The sequence below is a fragment of the Halanaerobium saccharolyticum genome (genome assembly GCF_003259895.1).
Classification (GTDB): Bacteria; Bacillota; Halanaerobiia; order Halanaerobiales; family Halanaerobiaceae; genus Halanaerobium; species Halanaerobium saccharolyticum_A.
Genome location: NZ_QLME01000018.1, coordinates 1 through 15,946, shown reverse-complemented (window position 1 = coordinate 15,946; position 15,946 = coordinate 1). Strand labels below are relative to the sequence as shown.

At 33.2% G+C, this 15,946-nt stretch carries 14 protein-coding genes and 2 other annotated features; all 14 genes read right to left on the bottom strand.

Features of this window, described 5'->3' with window-relative positions:
• Positions 1-314 precede the first annotated feature (314 nt).
• Positions 315-965, bottom strand: coding sequence for a bifunctional 2-keto-4-hydroxyglutarate aldolase/2-keto-3-deoxy-6-phosphogluconate aldolase (locus tag C7958_RS11050; protein ID WP_111572739.1), 651 nt, complete (start codon positions 963-965; stop codon positions 315-317).
• Positions 966-1,408: 443 nt separating this feature from the next.
• Positions 1,409-2,677 carry a serine--tRNA ligase gene (gene serS, locus C7958_RS11045; RefSeq protein WP_111572738.1) on the bottom strand — a complete coding sequence of 423 codons (1,269 nt, stop codon included), beginning with the start codon at positions 2,675-2,677 and terminating at the stop codon, positions 1,409-1,411.
• A gap of 110 nt (positions 2,678-2,787) precedes the next feature.
• Positions 2,788-2,999, bottom strand: a binding site (T-box leader).
• 135 nt (positions 3,000-3,134) lie between these two features.
• Positions 3,135-4,262, bottom strand: coding sequence for an alanine racemase (gene alr / locus C7958_RS11040; RefSeq protein WP_111572737.1), 1,128 nt, complete (start codon positions 4,260-4,262; stop codon positions 3,135-3,137).
• A gap of 80 nt (positions 4,263-4,342) precedes the next feature.
• Positions 4,343-5,467 (bottom strand): alanine dehydrogenase, encoded by a 1,125-nt coding sequence (gene ald / locus C7958_RS11035; protein ID WP_111572736.1) that lies wholly within the window; start codon positions 5,465-5,467, stop codon positions 4,343-4,345.
• 124 nt (positions 5,468-5,591) lie between these two features.
• A complete protein-coding gene (locus C7958_RS11030) occupies positions 5,592-6,326 on the bottom strand; it encodes an amino acid ABC transporter ATP-binding protein (protein WP_111572775.1) in 735 nt (244 codons plus the stop codon).
• A 2-nt stretch (positions 6,327-6,328) separates the two neighbouring features.
• Positions 6,329-7,006, bottom strand: a complete 678-nt coding sequence (locus C7958_RS11025) for an amino acid ABC transporter permease (RefSeq protein WP_111572735.1) — start codon at positions 7,004-7,006, stop codon at positions 6,329-6,331.
• 9 nt (positions 7,007-7,015) lie between these two features.
• The gene (larA, locus tag C7958_RS11020; RefSeq protein WP_111572734.1) at positions 7,016-8,308 is read right to left on the bottom strand and encodes a nickel-dependent lactate racemase; all 1,293 of its coding nucleotides are present in this window, start codon (positions 8,306-8,308) and stop codon (positions 7,016-7,018) included.
• Positions 8,309-8,341: 33 nt separating this feature from the next.
• Entirely contained in the window at positions 8,342-9,505 is a 1,164-nt protein-coding gene (locus C7958_RS11015) for an aminotransferase class I/II-fold pyridoxal phosphate-dependent enzyme (RefSeq protein WP_111572733.1), read from the bottom strand.
• A 26-nt stretch (positions 9,506-9,531) separates the two neighbouring features.
• Positions 9,532-10,344, bottom strand: coding sequence for a transporter substrate-binding domain-containing protein (locus tag C7958_RS11010; RefSeq protein WP_111572732.1), 813 nt, complete (start codon positions 10,342-10,344; stop codon positions 9,532-9,534).
• A gap of 81 nt (positions 10,345-10,425) precedes the next feature.
• Positions 10,426-10,641, bottom strand: a binding site (T-box leader).
• A 111-nt stretch (positions 10,642-10,752) separates the two neighbouring features.
• Positions 10,753-11,784, bottom strand: coding sequence for a peptidyl-prolyl cis-trans isomerase (locus tag C7958_RS11005; RefSeq protein ID WP_111572731.1), 1,032 nt, complete (start codon positions 11,782-11,784; stop codon positions 10,753-10,755).
• A gap of 209 nt (positions 11,785-11,993) precedes the next feature.
• Complete coding sequence (locus C7958_RS11000) at positions 11,994-13,382, bottom strand: PTS fructose transporter subunit IIC (RefSeq protein WP_111572730.1); 1,389 nt, start codon at positions 13,380-13,382, stop codon at positions 11,994-11,996.
• A gap of 59 nt (positions 13,383-13,441) precedes the next feature.
• Positions 13,442-13,891: a PTS sugar transporter subunit IIA gene (locus C7958_RS10995; protein ID WP_111572729.1), complete on the bottom strand. Its 450-nt coding sequence runs from the start codon at positions 13,889-13,891 to the stop codon at positions 13,442-13,444.
• Positions 13,892-13,912: 21 nt separating this feature from the next.
• Positions 13,913-14,845, bottom strand: coding sequence for a 1-phosphofructokinase (gene pfkB / locus C7958_RS10990; RefSeq protein ID WP_111572728.1), 933 nt, complete (start codon positions 14,843-14,845; stop codon positions 13,913-13,915).
• 22 nt (positions 14,846-14,867) lie between these two features.
• Positions 14,868-15,629 carry a DeoR/GlpR family DNA-binding transcription regulator gene (locus C7958_RS10985; RefSeq protein ID WP_111572727.1) on the bottom strand — a complete coding sequence of 254 codons (762 nt, stop codon included), beginning with the start codon at positions 15,627-15,629 and terminating at the stop codon, positions 14,868-14,870.
• Positions 15,630-15,946 lie beyond the last annotated feature (317 nt).

Sequence of the window (15,946 nt, the reverse complement as noted above, 5' to 3'; positions counted from 1 at the left end):
AATCTGCTCACAAATCTGAGAACACTTCAGCCAATCTTCTTAACTAAAAGAAATGGTCTTAAATCTCATAAATTAAGAACTTTATCTGTATGAAATCAAATTAACTCAGCGTTCTCACCTAAAAGAAATGATATTAAATTTTTATGAATTATAATTTTTTCTAGAATAACTTAATGAATATCTCCGCTAACTCAGCTCGAAAGACACGATGTCTTGAGCTGACCGCAGCACACGAGGTGCTGATCGGGAAGGTAAGCTGAGTTAGCTGAGAGATGAATGATAGTTATTCTTAAAAATGATTTTGAATTAAAAATTTAATTCATTTCTGCTCTGGCTTCCTTAATCAACCTAATAAATTCTTTAGCAGTTTCTGTTACCTGTTCATAGTCACCAGTCTTGGCACCCTTACTTAAAGAACTACCAACACCAACAGCTAAACTTCCAGCTTTGATCCAATCTTTAACATTATCAAGGCTAACTCCACCAGTAGGCATTAGAGGTGCCTGTGGTAAAGGTCCTTTAACAGCTTTAATAATCTTGGGGCCAAATAAGGTCGCAGGGAAAATCTTAACAATATCTGCACCATATTTCATTGCTTTAACAACCTCAGTTACACTCATTGCACCAGGCATAACAGCTTTCTGATAGCGATTACACATAGCAATTGTTTCTTCATCTAAAGAAGGAGAAACAATATACTCAGCTCCAGCTAGAATGCAGGCACGAGCAGTTTCTGCATCTAAAACAGATCCTGCACCAATTAAGATTTCATCTTTACTGTACTCATCAGTCAACTGCTTAATTACATCAACAGCTCCAGGAACAGTCATTGTAATCTCAATGGCTTCAATTCCACCTTTTTTTACAGCTTCAGTAATTTTTAATGCTTTTTCTGCATTCTCTGCTCTAACAACAGCAACAATCCCAGTTTCCTCAACTCTTTTTAAATCTTCAACTTTACTCATTAAATAAGCCTCCTTTTAATTTTAAATCTTCTTTGTCAAAACAGCTCAGCAATCTACTCTAATCTCTCAGCCGGTAATTAAATATTTTTAGAAAATACAGTAAGTACATATAAATCTATTGTAATTTAAAATCCGGCTTTATCTCAAAAATTACTATTAAAAACTAAATTTGCCAAGTAAATAACTTTGTTTCTAATAGTAAAACACTGTTTTATTTACATCTCGTTTAATATTATTCTATACTCAGAGCAATAATCCTTCTTTTTTGACCAAAAAAATTAAAAAATTTCACAAAAAACAAATAGAGCCCTAAAAAGGACTCTATCACTTACATTATTATCTTTTAAAGTTAATATATTATTGGTACCAGGTACAAAAAGGTTTTTTTGTACCTGGTACAAGTGAAATATGGTACAATTGAAATAAATTACAAAGAACTAACTTTATTCAATTACATCAGTTCCCATAAACGGTCTTAAAACCTCAGGTACTGTCACTGTACCATCTTCATTCTGATAGTTTTCTAAAATTGCAGCTACTGTTCTTCCAATTGCAAGACCGGATCCATTTAAAGTATGCACAAATTTTGTACTTGCTTCTGGTTCAGGGCGATAGCGGATTCCAGCCCGTCTGGCCTGGAAATCTTCGAAGTTGGAACAGGAAGAAATTTCTCTATAAGTATCATAAGCCGGCATCCAGACTTCTAAATCATAAGTTTTAGCAGATGCAAAGGTCAAATCCCCTGTACAGAGGCTGACAACTCGATAAGGAAGCTCCAGTTTCTGCAGGACATCCTCTGCATCAGCAGTTATTTTTTCTAACTCAGCATAAGAATCTTCTGGTTTCACAAACTTAACCATTTCCACTTTATTAAATTGATGCTGACGAATAATTCCTCTGGTATCACGACCATGAGCTCCTGCTTCCGCTCTAAAACAGGCACTATAGGCTGTAAAATATTCAGGCAGCTGCTCAACATCTAAAATTTCATCACGATACATATTTGTTACCGGAACTTCAGCGGTTGGAATTAAATAATAATCAAGTCCCTCCAATTTAAACATATCTTTTTTAAATTTAGGCAGCTGTCCCGTCCCGGTCATACTGTCTGCATTGGCAATAAAAGGTGGAAATACTTCTTTATAGCCATGTTCATCTGTATGCAGATTGAGCATAAAGTTAATTAAAGCTCTCTCCAGTCTGGCACCTGCTCCCTTAAGAAAGGTAAAACGGGTTCCAGTTACCTTCCCTCCTCTTTCGAAATCTAAAATATCTAAGTCTTCGCCAATATCCCAGTGGGCTTTATCTTCAAAATCAAAGTTTCTGGGCTCACCCCATTTTCTAATTTCCTTATTATCTTCCTCATCAGTACCGACAGGTACGGACTCATGCGGAATATTTGGAATAGCTAACAGTAAATCATTTAATTCGGCTTCCACTTCTGCTACTTTTTGATCCAGTTCTTTGATTCTGGCCGAGACTTCCTGCATTTCAGAAATCAGATCAGAAGCATCTTCTCCATTTCTTTTTAACTCTCCAATTTTATCCGAATTAACATTACGCTTATGTTTTAACTGTTCTGCTTCATATAACAGATCCCGCCTCTTATCATCCAGTTCCTGAAACTTTGCAACTGGTGACTCCATCTTCCTCTTCTCCATTGCTTCATCTAAATCTTCCGGATTTTCCCTGATAAACCTCATATCTAACATTTTTATTCCCCCTCAAATTTATTTTGAAATCTAAATTTATTATTAGCTTAAGTTATAAAAAATTGATTATAAGAAAAAATTACCCTGAAAATAAAAAAACCCCTCCCTGAAAAAGGGACGAGATTGCTCGTGGTGCCACCCTAATGACAGCAAAAATGCCGCCGCTTAAATAGTTTTAACGGACTCAACCGGTTCAGCTTACTCAAATTATTTCGGCCTCACAGCTCCAGACTGGATTCGATTTTTAACTGACTGATTTGCAGCAGCCATCAGCTCTCTAATTTCAGTTAATAAATCTACTATTGTCCTTCACAGCTTTTAGATAGTTGGCTATTTATTTATTATGCTCATTATATTACAGCATTTTTATAAATTCAAGTTAAATTTACTAAAAGTTAATTAAAAGGGAAGAATGAGCAGATTTTTAAACCATAATCTGCTCTCACAAGTTTAGTGTTTAATCAAAATAGACTTTTTCCAGCCGCTCACTTAAATTGCAGACTATCTCATAATTTATTGTCCCACAGAGATTAGCTATTTCAGCAGCTGATATTTCATCATTTCCCTGTTTGCCAATTAAAACAACTTCATCTCCAACTTCAACATTATCTATCTGATCAACACTGACAATAGTCTGACCCATACAGACTCTACCTCTGATTGGTGCTCTTTGCCCCTTAATTAAAACTTCTCCCTGGTTAGAAAGAAGTCGTGGATATCCATCTTTATAACCAACCGGCAGAACTGCAAGTTTTTCCTCAGTCTCAGTTTTATATGTAGAACCATAACTGACCGCAGAACCAGCAGGCAATTTTCGAAGCTGGACTACCCTGGTCTTAAATGATAACAGCGACTTCAAATCTGCTTCTTTATTCAACTCAGCCGACGGTAGAAGCCCATAAAGCATAATTCCGGGTCTAACTAAATCTAAAGAGCTTTCTTTAATATCAATTACAGCTGCACTGTTGGCAATATGGAGCAGCGGCAATTTAAATCCGTCAGCTTTTATTTTATCCAGGGCAGAATTAAATCTCTGCAGCTGCTGATAAGAAAAATCTTTTTTCTCCTCATCCGCTGTTGCCAGATGAGAAAAAATTCCTTCAATTTTAATATTTTCTAATTTATGAGCCAGAGAATAAACTTCAGCTAACTCTTCTGGGAAAAATCCAATTCTGCCCATCCCGGTATCAACTTTTAAATGAACTTTTACTTTTTTGGCCGCCTTAATTCCTGCTTTATTTAAAGATTCTAGAGTTTTTATAGAGGCTGCTGTTTGAATTAAATTTCCATTAATTATATCAGGATACTGAGTTGGCAAAACTTCAGCCAGCACTAAAATTGGCTCTGTTATTCCTGCTTTTCTTAATTCAATTCCCTCATCCGGACTGCCAACACAAAAATATTCGGCTCCCAGTTGAGATAATTTTTGAGCTACCTTTACAACTCCATGACCATAGGCATTTGCTTTTACAACTGCAGCAATTTTAGTCTGCTCATTAATTCTACTGCGAATAAAATTATAATTATTTTCTAAGGCGCTGAGATCAATCTCCACCCAGGCCGGCCTTTTTAATTGTAGCTCCATCTCTTTACCTCCATCAACTACTTTCTATACTTCAAATCTAATTTTAATCAAATTGCATGTGGCATTTTTTATTCTGAGCTTTACTTCCATTTTTTTAATAACTGATCTAAGTCTTTATGTTCCTGATCAAAACTTTCTGCAACTGCCTGACAGACTATTTCTCCCTGATAAATATTTAAACCTAAAGCCAGAGAATAATCATTCAACATTGCTTTTTTATATCCCTGAGCAGCTAATTTTTTGATATAAGGAAGGGTTGCATTAGTCAGGGCAAAAGTTGAGGTTCGAGCAACTGCTCCCGGCATATTGGCTACTGAATAATGAATAACTCCGTGTTTTTTAAATATTGGATCATCGTGAGTTGTTGGATATGTACCTTCTATACATCCACCCTGATCAATTGCCACATCAACAACTACAGAGCCATCAGTCATAGTTTTTATCATTTTTTCTGTAACCAGATTAGGTGCTTTGGCTCCAGGAATTAAAACTGCTCCAATTACTACATCAGCCTGACTCACTTCTTCTGCCACATGGGCATTATTTGACATGATAGTTTTTATTTTCCCCTGGAAAATATCATCAATATAGCGCATAGTGGACTGTTTAATATCCATGATTGTTATATCTGCACCCATACCGTGTGCAACTTTGGCAGCATTACGACCTACAATTCCACCACCTATAACAACTAATTTAGCTGGTTTAACTCCAGGTACTCCCCCCAGCAGAACTCCACTTCCACCTTTAGGTTTTTCCAGAAAAGAAGCTGCAGCCTGCACTGATAATCTGCCCGCTACTTCACTCATCGGTGTTAAAAGCGGAAGCTCATCATCTTCATTCTGTACTGTCTCATAAGCAACAGCAGTCACACTTTTTTCTTTTAAAGCTTCTGTTAATTCCCGATCAGCAGCCAGATGTAAATAAGTAAATAAAATTTGACCTTCTTTAAATAAATCATATTCTTCTTTTAGAGGTTCCTTAACTTTAATGATCATTTCTGCTTTTTGAAAAAGCTCTTTTTTATCAGCAACTATTTCGGCTCCAGCCTTTTTATAATCCTGATCAAAAATACCACTTCCCTGACCTGCATTTTTTTCGACTAAAATTTGATGGCCTGTTTTTTTCAAAATTTCAGCTCCAGCAGCAGTTAAAGCTACCCGATTCTCATTATTTTTAATTTCTCTGGGTACAGCAATTATCATTAAAATCAGCTCCTCATTTATTTTAAAGAAAATCTTATTTATACTAATAATATCAGATATTAAACTTTAATAAAAGATTTTTCATTTTTGATGTCATTTTTTTAAAAAAAGAGAGTACTTAAATCTAAAATAGATTAAGTACTCTGCTTAAAAAGTCTTTGGCTCTCGGATGTTCAGGATTATTAAATATTTTTTTAGGATTTCCCTCTTCAATAATATTACCCGCATCCATAATAACTACTCGATCTGCAACATCGCGCGCAAAGCTCATTTCATGAGTAACAATGACCATTGTCATACCTTCTGCAGCCAAATTTTTCATGACTTCTAATACATCTCCGACCATTTCCGGATCTAAAGCAGATGTTGGTTCATCAAAAAGCATTACATCAGGCGACATAGCAAGAGCCCGAGCAATAGCAATCCTCTGTTTTTGTCCACCCGACAATTGGGACGGATAGGCATCTGCTTTATTTAAAAGGCCAACTTTTTCTAATAAATCTAAAGCAATTTTTTTAGCTTCGTTTTTGTTTATTTTTTTTAATTTTATAGGAGCTAAAGTGATATTTTCCATTACATTCATATGATTAAATAGATTGAACTGCTGAAAAACCATCCCCATTTTCTGTCTCAATTCATTTATATCATGCTGCTCATCATCCATAATTGAAATATCTTCAAAAATAATATCCCCAGAACTGGGCTCTTCTAATCTATTTAAGCAGCGGAGAAGGGTACTTTTTCCTGAACCACTGGGTCCAATTACAGAAACCACCTCTCCCTCCTTTACCTTTAAATCTATATCTTTGAGGACATGCAAATCTCCAAAATATTTATTTAATTTATTAATTTCTATCATATTCATTCTGTATCCATCCTTTTTTCAAGTAATCCAACAAATTTAGAAAGGGTAAAAGTAATTACAAAATAAATCACAGCTGCTACAATTAAAGGTGCAAAAGGCTTAAACGTATTTCCTCTTACAGTATCTGCATTATACATTAAATCGTGAATACCAATAATTGAAACTATCGCTGATTCTTTAATTACAACTATAAATTCATTACCTAAAGCAGGTAGTATATTTTTAAACGCCTGAGGTAATATTATTTTCTTCATCGACATCAAATAGGGCATACCTAAAGAACGAGCTGCTTCCATTTGACCTTTATCCACTGCCTGAATACCAGCTCTAAAAATTTCAGCAACATAGGCCCCACTATTAACAGACATTGCAATTACCCCGGCCATAAAATCTCCTACGTTCTGGCCAAATAATGGAAAATCAGGGAATTCAATACCCAAGTATGGAAGACCATAATAGATAATAAATAACTGAACCAAAAGCGGTGTTCCTCTAATAAATTCAATATAAACTGAGGCAATTCCTTTTAAAAATTTGTTGCTTGAAATTTTAAACATAGCTAAAACTATTCCGATTAAAATACCAAATAAAACTGCAAAAAATGCCAGTAAAATTGTGATCTGTGTTCCCCTAATAAAAAAACCTTTATAATCAGCTAAAAATGAAAAATCCATGTTATCCCCCTAATCATCAGCTTTAAATATTGGAAGAGTATTTGCTGCTGCCGGCATAACATATGTCTCAGGCAGTTCTTCAAATGCTGCTTCCACAATCTTTAGAGCATCTTTCAAGTTATCAACGACCTCTATCTTTGTACTGCTTAATATCTTTTTATCAAGTTCACTAACCAAAATTAAATTGATGTCTTCAATTTCTTTAGTGATTAAATATCCTGTGTAACGAGAAATAGTAAAGTTATTGCGTAAATATTTCTCCCGCTCAATATTACTTTTATAATTCTCAATTATTTCTTTGACCTCTGGATGACCAATCCCTTCTCTACATTCTGAAAGTAAAACTAAATACCCATTTTTTTTAACAGCCTGAACAGCATTTACAAGTGATTTAGATCCCTGATATAAATTGATATCTTTTGGATAACCACCACAGGAAGCAAAAACAAGCTCAGCTTTTTCCTCCATTTGAATTCCAAATAAATTTCTGCAAATATCACAGCCTTTTTCATGAGCCTTAATTAAATCCCCAGCCACTGCTGCTGCAATACCACCCGCCCCATCAGGTAGTACATTGAAAATAAAATCGACATTAACCATTTTGGCCGCTTCCAGCATATCTAAATTAACTGGATTATTTGCTAAATTGTTACTTGTAACAGTTTCTTTAATTCCTCCCTCATCTTTTTTTAAAGAAAGAGAATGATTTTTCATAATTGATTCATAACCTGCAATACCAGGTAGAATTGATTTCCTACCTCCCGCAAAACCAGCCAGGTCATGAAAAACAATTCCACCTGTTAAAATTAAGCGATCAGCATCTAGAGCTAATTTATTAATCCAAACTGGAGTACCAAAAGAAGTTTCTCCTAAAAATTCTAATTGTTTTTTATCGTTAGCATCATGATCAATAAAATTCAACTTACCATAATACTCTTCTCCAAGTAGCGATTGAATTTCTTTTTCCGTATGAAAACGATGAGAACCGGTTGCCGCCAGTATAGTAATATCTGCAAGCTTAATTCCACCTTTTTCTAATTCAGCAATTAGAAATGGTAGAAACTTATCAATCTGCTGCCAACTTCTTGTTATATCAGATATTACAACTGTAACACTTTCTCCAACCTTCATTTTTTGGCTCAACCTTTTAGTTCCGATTGGATTCTTTAAAGCATGACTAATCATTTTATCAAATTCAACTTTTTCAACAGAATTTGCAGTAATAATGTTTTTTATTCTATCTTTTTTTATTCTAAGTTCAAATTTGTTTTCTCCATATTTTAAGGAAATTTCTTGCTGCAAATTATTCACCCCAATCTTTTTTACGTAATTATTTTAAAAAAATTGTTCAGTAAATTCATCTATTCTATCAAAAGCTTTTTTTAATTCTTCTAATTTTAAAGTACAGGCGATTCTTATAAATTCTCCTTTTTTATCACCAAAATCATTTCCTGGTAAAACCAAAACTTCTTTTTCCTTTAGTAATCTCAAAGCAAATTCTTCAGCCGTGAGACCTGTATTTTTAATTCTTGGAAAAATATAAAATGCTCCTTCAGCCTCTACAACCTCAATTATTTTATTTTCTTTTAGTCTATGGTTAGCATATTTTACTCTTTCAGAGAATTCAACAGTAATTTCAGTTTTAAACTTATTTTCATTTTTTAAGGCAGCGGTTGCTGCTCGTTGAGAAATCGTTGGGGCAGAATAGCAGACACCTTCATTAATATTTTGCATTACATCTAAAATATCTGAATCCGCAATAACAAAACCTAATCTCCAACCCGTCATAGCAAAAGTTTTTGAAAAACTATTTAGGATTATAATTCTCTCAAAATCTTCTTTGTAATTTATTAAAGAGTGGAATTTATTTTCAAAATCAAAACTTTCATACACTTCATCAGAGAAAATTAATAGATCATTTGCTCTTGCTATCTCCATTAATTGATCTAAAATTTCTTTTGATTGTACAACTCCAGTAGGATTATGAGGAGAATTTATAAGAATAGCTTTCGTTTTTTTATTTACTGCTTCATTAATAGCTTTAAGATCTAGTTTAAAATTATCTTCAAATTTACTTTCAACAAAAACAGCTTGCCCTCCGACAAGTTTTACCTGTTCTTTATAAGGAGCAAAATAAGGAGAAGGTATAATTACTTCTTCTCCAGGATTCAAAACTGCTGCTAGAGCCAGAAATGTTCCATGACAGGCCCCAACAGTCAGCATAATTTTTTCTCTGGCTATTTTCTGATCATATGTTTTTTTATAATACTTTATAATTTCTGTCCGTAGTTCATAATCGCCTCGAGGATGAGCATAACGAGTATGCCCATTTTTTGCATCAAAAGTTGCTTTATTAATAATTTCTTTGGCTGTAATTAAATCTGGATCGCCAAGACTTAAATCTATTATATGTTTTTTAGATTCTTTTAGTTCTGCAGCTTTTGCAAAAAATGATTTTTTTTCTTTTTTAAAAATACTACTTAAATATCGATTGCTCATCTTATCATTCCTAATTTTCAATTTTATCAATCCTGGTTAGACTCAGCTAATTTTGTAGCTTCAGCAATAAATTCTGTGATTTTGTTTTTTTCCAATAATCTTTCTAAAGAAGAATTAATTTCTTTCATTAAAGCTTCATTTCCTTTATCAACTGCTATTGCAATACTATCTTCTTTTCCCAACATAAAATCAGCTACAGCTAAATCTCCATTTGCTTTTGCATATGATTCAGCAACAGGTTTAACGAGAACTATTCCATCAATTTTATCATTTTTAAGCTCCAAAACTAGATCGGTTATTTTGCTGATAAATTTATACTCAGAAGCATCAATCTTTGTTTTTGCAATATTTTCCTGAGTAGTTGCTTTTTGAGCTCCAATTTTTAGACCATTTAAATCCGACATTTTTTTATAATTAGATTTATTTTCTACTTTAGTTAAAAAACTTTGTTCAGCTTCATAGTAAGGAATAGAAAAATCTACACTTTCAGCTCTTTCTTCTGTAGGAACCATTCCTGCAATAATAAAATCAATATTACCGGCTTTTAAGGCGGCTAATAATCCATCAAATTTCATATCTTTAATTTCTAAGTCTACATCTAAATCATTTGCAATTTCTTTTGCTATCTCAATATCAAAACCTACAATTTGATCTTCACCATCAATTTGTTTATGAAACTCATATGGTGGGTAATCAGCAGCTGTTCCCAAAACAATTTTTCCTTCTTCTTTTATTTTTTCAAACTTCGTCTGGTTATTGCCACCAGTACAACCACTTAATAATAAAGAAACTCCAACAATCATCACTAATAATAAAATAATTTTTTTGCTTTTAAACATCTTCTTCTCTCCTCCTCAAATATTATCACCTTAGATTTTTAAAAAATACTATAAAACAAAAAATCCCGTCCCCTAAAATAAATTAGAGACGAGAATAAACCCGTGGTACCACTCTTCTTGACAAAAATCCACTCAATGCTTTAACACAGCTTAAATGTCTTTACCTAAAATATTATTATATATTTTTCAGCAAAGCTCCTCCAGGATGCGTTTCAATTCAACCTTAGTTCTGGACTCACAGCTACTCCAGCTTGCTTAGACTAATTTAAAATTTACTCTTCCTTTAACAGGATTATATATTAAATTTTAATAATTATACACCTTTTGATAAATTAATGCAAGTATTTTAAAAAAATTCCTGCTCATTTTACCAGAGCAGGAATTTTAACTTTACTTTATTTTATTAATTTATAATCGAATATCTATTTCTGCTTCTTCTCTTAAACCTTCAACAAATTCCTGAAAAGCCTGATTCTGTTTCTGACTTCTCAGCTGACTTTTGATTTGAGATTTAACTTCCTCAAACTCTCTCATTCCGGCTTCTCTGGAATCAGTAACTTTGATTAAATGAAAACCAAACTGAGTTTCCACAGGTTCAGAAGTTACTTCTCCTACCTCTAATTCCATAGCTGCATCACGGAAAGTTCTATCTAAACCCTGCTCATTAGCAGTGATAAAACCTAAATCTCCGCCATTTTCTGCTGTAGGACCGGTAGAATGTTCTCTGGCCATTTCTGCAAAATCTGCACCATTATTAATTTCAGCCAGTACTTCTTCAGCTTTAGCCTGATCATCAAATAAAATATGGCTAACTTTTTTCTGTTCAGAAGTTTCAAACTGCTGCTGATTATTATCATAATACTCTCTTGCTTCTTCATCACTTACACTGACTTCGTTTACTACTTCTTCTCTTAATTTATTAACTAAAAAACCATTCATATTATTTTCAAAAAACATATCTTTATACTGCTGCATGGACTCAAATCCCTGCTGCTGAATAGCCTGTTCTAACTGTTCATCATTTAAATTATTCTGCTGTTTTAAAGCATTTACCTGCTGATCAAAAATATTGTTCATTTCTTCATTGCTAACTTCAAGTCCTCTATCCCGAGCTTCCTGAACAAGTAATTCATTTGTAATTAACTGTTCCAGCTTCAACTGACGGAATTCTTCTACAACATTCTGTCCAGCCTCAGTCTGTAAAAGTACAGAACCAAATTCTTGATTTGATTGTAAAATCTGCATTAAAATATTTCTAACTCCAGCAAATTGTTCAAGTTCCTGCATTGAAATTTCTTCTCCATTTACATAGGCTGCAACTTCTGGAGTTTCTTCACTTACTGCCTCATTAACATCTTCCATATCCTGTGCCATTACCGGCATAGATAAAACTACTAATATTACTGCTGCAATAATTAAAATATTTTTCTTTAAATTCATTAATAAACACTCCCAATTCAAATATTCTTAATATTTATCCATTGTTAATTATTATACCACAAATTTAGTGATAAGCAAACGAACTTAAGTGATTCTAATCCTATTCTAATTATTAAGGCAAGAAAAAAGGAGGCATCAAATTGATGCCTCCTTTAAACTCTAATTTTCTATTTAGATAATAAATATTGATAGCTGCTCACTCTTTATTTTTATTCAGCTAATTTAGGTTTTAATAATCTCAACATAAATGTTGTGACAATAGTTCCGGCAATAATTGCCAGAGCATAAAATCCAAGATTAGTTACAACATTTGGAATTGGTAAGACAAATATTCCACCATGTGGTGCCTTTAAACCAACACCAAAGAGCATTGATAAAGCACCTGTAATTGCAGAACCGGTCATGATAGAAGGAATTACTCTAATTGGATCAGCTGCTGCAAATGGAATAGCTCCCTCTGTGATAAAGGAAATACCCATAAACCAGGCAGGTTTTCCAGCTTCAATTTCCTGATTGGTAAATCTATTTTTAAATAATAAAGTTGCTAAAGCAAGTCCCAGTGGAGGAGTCATACCAGCTGCCATTACAGCTGCCATTGGTCCATAAATTTCTGAACCTAAAAGTCCCACACTAAATGTGTAAGCTGCTTTATTAACAGGTCCTCCCATATCAAAAGCCATCATTGCACCTAAAATAAGTCCAAGTAAAACAGCATTAGCATCCGTCATACCCTGTAACCATGATTCTAAACCTGTCATTATTCCTTCAACAGGTGGCCCAATTAAATAAATCATTAACAGTCCAATTATTAAACTGGAGAGAAAAGGTAAAACTAAAACAGGCATTAATCCCTGTAGATTTTCTGGAAGTTTAATGTGTTCTTTTAACCACTGAGTAACATAACCAGCTAAAAAACCAGCAATAATACCACCTAAAAATCCAGCTCCTATACTGCTTGCCAGCATACCACCAATCATACCAGGAGCAATACCAGGACGATCAGCAATTGAGAAAGCGATATATCCAGCAAGAATTGGAACCATCAAGGCAAAGGCCGAACTTCCACCAATCTGCATTAAAGCAGCAGCAAGTGAACCTTCCTGTTCGGCAGCATTAATACCAAATACAAAGGATAATGCAATAGATAAACCTCCTGCTACAACAAAAGGTAGCATAAAGGAAACACCGGTCATTAAGTGTTTATATGGACCAGATCTTTTGGCTTTTCTTTTAGACTTTTCATCACTAACCTGACCCTGTAAATTTGCTTTTACTTCTGTTTTTTCACCCTTTTCTGCTTTTTCCAGTGCCTGATTGATTAAAGATTCAGCATCATCAATAGCATCGGCAACCGCTACTTCTACAATAGACTTACCCCCAAAACGCTCATGGCTGACATTTGTATCAGCTGCAATTATAACGGCATCAGCTTCTTTAATATCCTGCTCACTTAATTCATTTTCTACTCCTACAGAACCCTGAGTCTCTACCTTCATCTGCACATCCATTTTTTTAGCAGCTTCTTCTAATGATTCAGAAGCCATATAAGTATGTGCTATACCAGTTGGACAAGAAGTTACAGCAACAATTTTTTTCATAAACCAATCCTCCTCATTTTTTTAATAACTTAATTTTAGAAATAACTTTTAAAAAATATTTAGATATTTTCTAAAATATTCATTACTTCTTCTGCATCTTTAGCTTCTAATAAACTATCTCTAAAATCATCATGAACTAAGTTTCTGGATAGCTGAGCTAAAAGTTTTAAATGTTCATCGTGAGATTCTTCGGGAACAGTAATTAAGAAAAATAAATGGCTAAGTTTTTCATCCATTGATCCATAATCAATCCCTGCATCAGAACGTCCAAAAGCAACAGCAGGTCTTTTAACAGCATCACTTTTTACATGTGGAATAGCAACACCTTTTCCGACTCCAGTTGTCCCTTTTTCTTCTCTTTCCATTGCTTTTTTTATAACTTCTTCCTTGTCAGTTATTATTTCATTTTCAGCCATAATCTCGATCATTTCTTTGATTACAGAATCCTTATCCTTACTTTCAAGATTCATTTTAATTAAATTTTGATTAATAAATTCATTTACTTCCATTTTTATACCCCTTTTCTTTACTTAATATACCTTTTCAACTTTAATGCTATTTTTTATTCTTTCAATTAACTCTTCATCAATCCTGGAAATGGAACCTGATTCCACAAAAGCAGTTGCTAAAGCAGCAGCAAAAATACCTGTATCCTTTAAACTTTCATTTTTATCTATTTCAGCAGCCAGGCCAGCAACCATTGTGTCTCCAGCACCAACTGTTGTCTGAGAAACCTTAACCTGAGGTGTATAAATTCTATATCCCTCTTCTTCGGAAGCAATAAAAGCTCCTTTTTCACCCAGTGAAATCATTACAACATTTACACCCTGTTCAAGCAAATATCTAGCTCCCTTTTTCAAATCATCATTATTATTTATTTTTCGTCCCAGTAAATTTTCAATTTCTTCTAAATTTGGTTTTACTAAATAGGGCGCCATTTTTAAAGCCAGTTTAAATTCTTCCCCAGAACTATCTAAAATAACTCTAGCATCATTTTCTTTAGCTTTATTAATTAATTCTGCATAAATATTTTTTTCAACTCCTGCAGGTAAACTTCCTGACAAAACAAGAGTTTTATTTTTTTTAACTTTTTTTTCAAAAGCAGCCTTGAAATCATCAATATTTTCTTTACTAACCTTACCACCCTCATTAATTTCTGTTTCTCTATTTATATTTTTTTCTTTAACCTTTAAGTTGACTCTTGTTTCAAAATCAGACCAGATAAAATCAGATTTAACACCCTTTTTTTCAAGCATTGAAGTGATTACCCTACCATTATTTCCTCCCACAATACCAAGAGCTTTATTATCAATTTTTAATTCTGTTAAAACTTCAGAAACATTTATACCTTTTCCACCTGCCAGAATAGTTGTTTCCTTAACTCTATTTAATTTACCCAATTTTAAATTATCCAGAATAATAATTTTGTCGAGGGCAGGATTCAAAGTAACTGTTAAAATCATCTGCTCACCTCCCTTATTAAATCTAAGCTAAAATGATATTAATATTTTCCTGTTTTAAACTTTTTTCCCTATTCTCATCAATATAGTCTGTAATAATAAAATCTATTTGCTTTAATTCTGCAAATCTATAAAAATATATATCTTCCCATTTACTCTGATCAAATAAAAGAAAATTTTCTCCCGCAATTTCCATACCAATTTCTTTTATTTTTGCTTCACTCAAATCAGGAGTAGTCGCAGCCGAATCTAAATTAAATCCATTTGAACCAATAAAACTTTTATCCACTCTTAATTTTTTTAAATAATCTTCAGCCAGTGGTCCAATCATAGCCTCTGTTGATTTTTTAAAATTACCACCAATAACTATTAATTCACAATCAAGATTATCTTCATTTATCTTATTTATAATATGCAGAGCATGAGTAACAATTGTTATATTTTTTTTATCTTCTAAAAAATCAATTATCTGTCTGGTTGTAGTTCCAGCATCAATAAATATTGTATCTCCATCTTTTATAATTTCAGCAGCTTTTTTTCCAATCGACTTTTTTTCGTCAGCTAATTTATCTTCCTTTTCTTTAAAAGTAGGTTCTAATTTGCTGCTGCCACTTAATATTGCTCCTCCATGGGTGCGGCGAAGAAAACCAGACTTCTCGAGTTCACTTAAATCTCTACGAATTGTTGCACGTGAAACATCAAAGGTTTTACTCAGTTCATTAACACTTGCTCTTTTTTTATTTTGTAATAAACTTACTATATTTTTTCTTCTCTCTTCGACAAACATTAATAAAACCTCTTTTCATTATTTTGATTGTTTATGATTGTTTACTTTCGTTTTTGTTCATTTATGATTATATATTATTCGTTTATGTTTGTCAACACAATTTTCAAAAAACTTTTAATAAAATAAATCCCCTTCTATTTCTATAAATAAATAATATGTAAAATAATAATTAATTTGATCTAATTTTTGATTTATTTTAGATGGCATAAAAAAAAGACCTCTAAAAGGTCTCTAAATAAAAATGGCTCCCCGAGTAAGACTCGAACTTACGACAAGATGATTAACAGTCATCTGCTCTACCAACTGAGCTATCGGGG

Coding starts and splice junctions, on each gene's coding strand:
- C7958_RS11050 (WP_111572739.1), bottom strand. CDS start 965: ATGAGTAAAGTTGAAGATTTAAAAAGAGTTGAGGAAACTGGGATTGTT.
- C7958_RS11000 (WP_111572730.1), bottom strand. CDS start 13,382: ATGAAAAAAATTGTTGCTGTAACTTCTTGTCCAACTGGTATAGCACAT.
- C7958_RS11010 (WP_111572732.1), bottom strand. CDS start 10,344: ATGTTTAAAAGCAAAAAAATTATTTTATTATTAGTGATGATTGTTGGA.
- alr (WP_111572737.1), bottom strand. CDS start 4,262: ATGGAGCTACAATTAAAAAGGCCGGCCTGGGTGGAGATTGATCTCAGC.
- C7958_RS10985 (WP_111572727.1), bottom strand. CDS start 15,629: ATGTTTGTCGAAGAGAGAAGAAAAAATATAGTAAGTTTATTACAAAAT.
- C7958_RS11030 (WP_111572775.1), bottom strand. CDS start 6,326: ATGATAGAAATTAATAAATTAAATAAATATTTTGGAGATTTGCATGTC.
- pfkB (WP_111572728.1), bottom strand. CDS start 14,845: ATGATTTTAACAGTTACTTTGAATCCTGCCCTCGACAAAATTATTATT.
- ald (WP_111572736.1), bottom strand. CDS start 5,467: ATGATAATTGCTGTACCCAGAGAAATTAAAAATAATGAGAATCGGGTA.
- C7958_RS11025 (WP_111572735.1), bottom strand. CDS start 7,006: ATGGATTTTTCATTTTTAGCTGATTATAAAGGTTTTTTTATTAGGGGA.
- C7958_RS11015 (WP_111572733.1), bottom strand. CDS start 9,505: ATGAGCAATCGATATTTAAGTAGTATTTTTAAAAAAGAAAAAAAATCA.
- C7958_RS11005 (WP_111572731.1), bottom strand. CDS start 11,784: ATGAATTTAAAGAAAAATATTTTAATTATTGCAGCAGTAATATTAGTA.
- C7958_RS10995 (WP_111572729.1), bottom strand. CDS start 13,891: ATGGAAGTAAATGAATTTATTAATCAAAATTTAATTAAAATGAATCTT.
- serS (WP_111572738.1), bottom strand. CDS start 2,677: ATGTTAGATATGAGGTTTATCAGGGAAAATCCGGAAGATTTAGATGAA.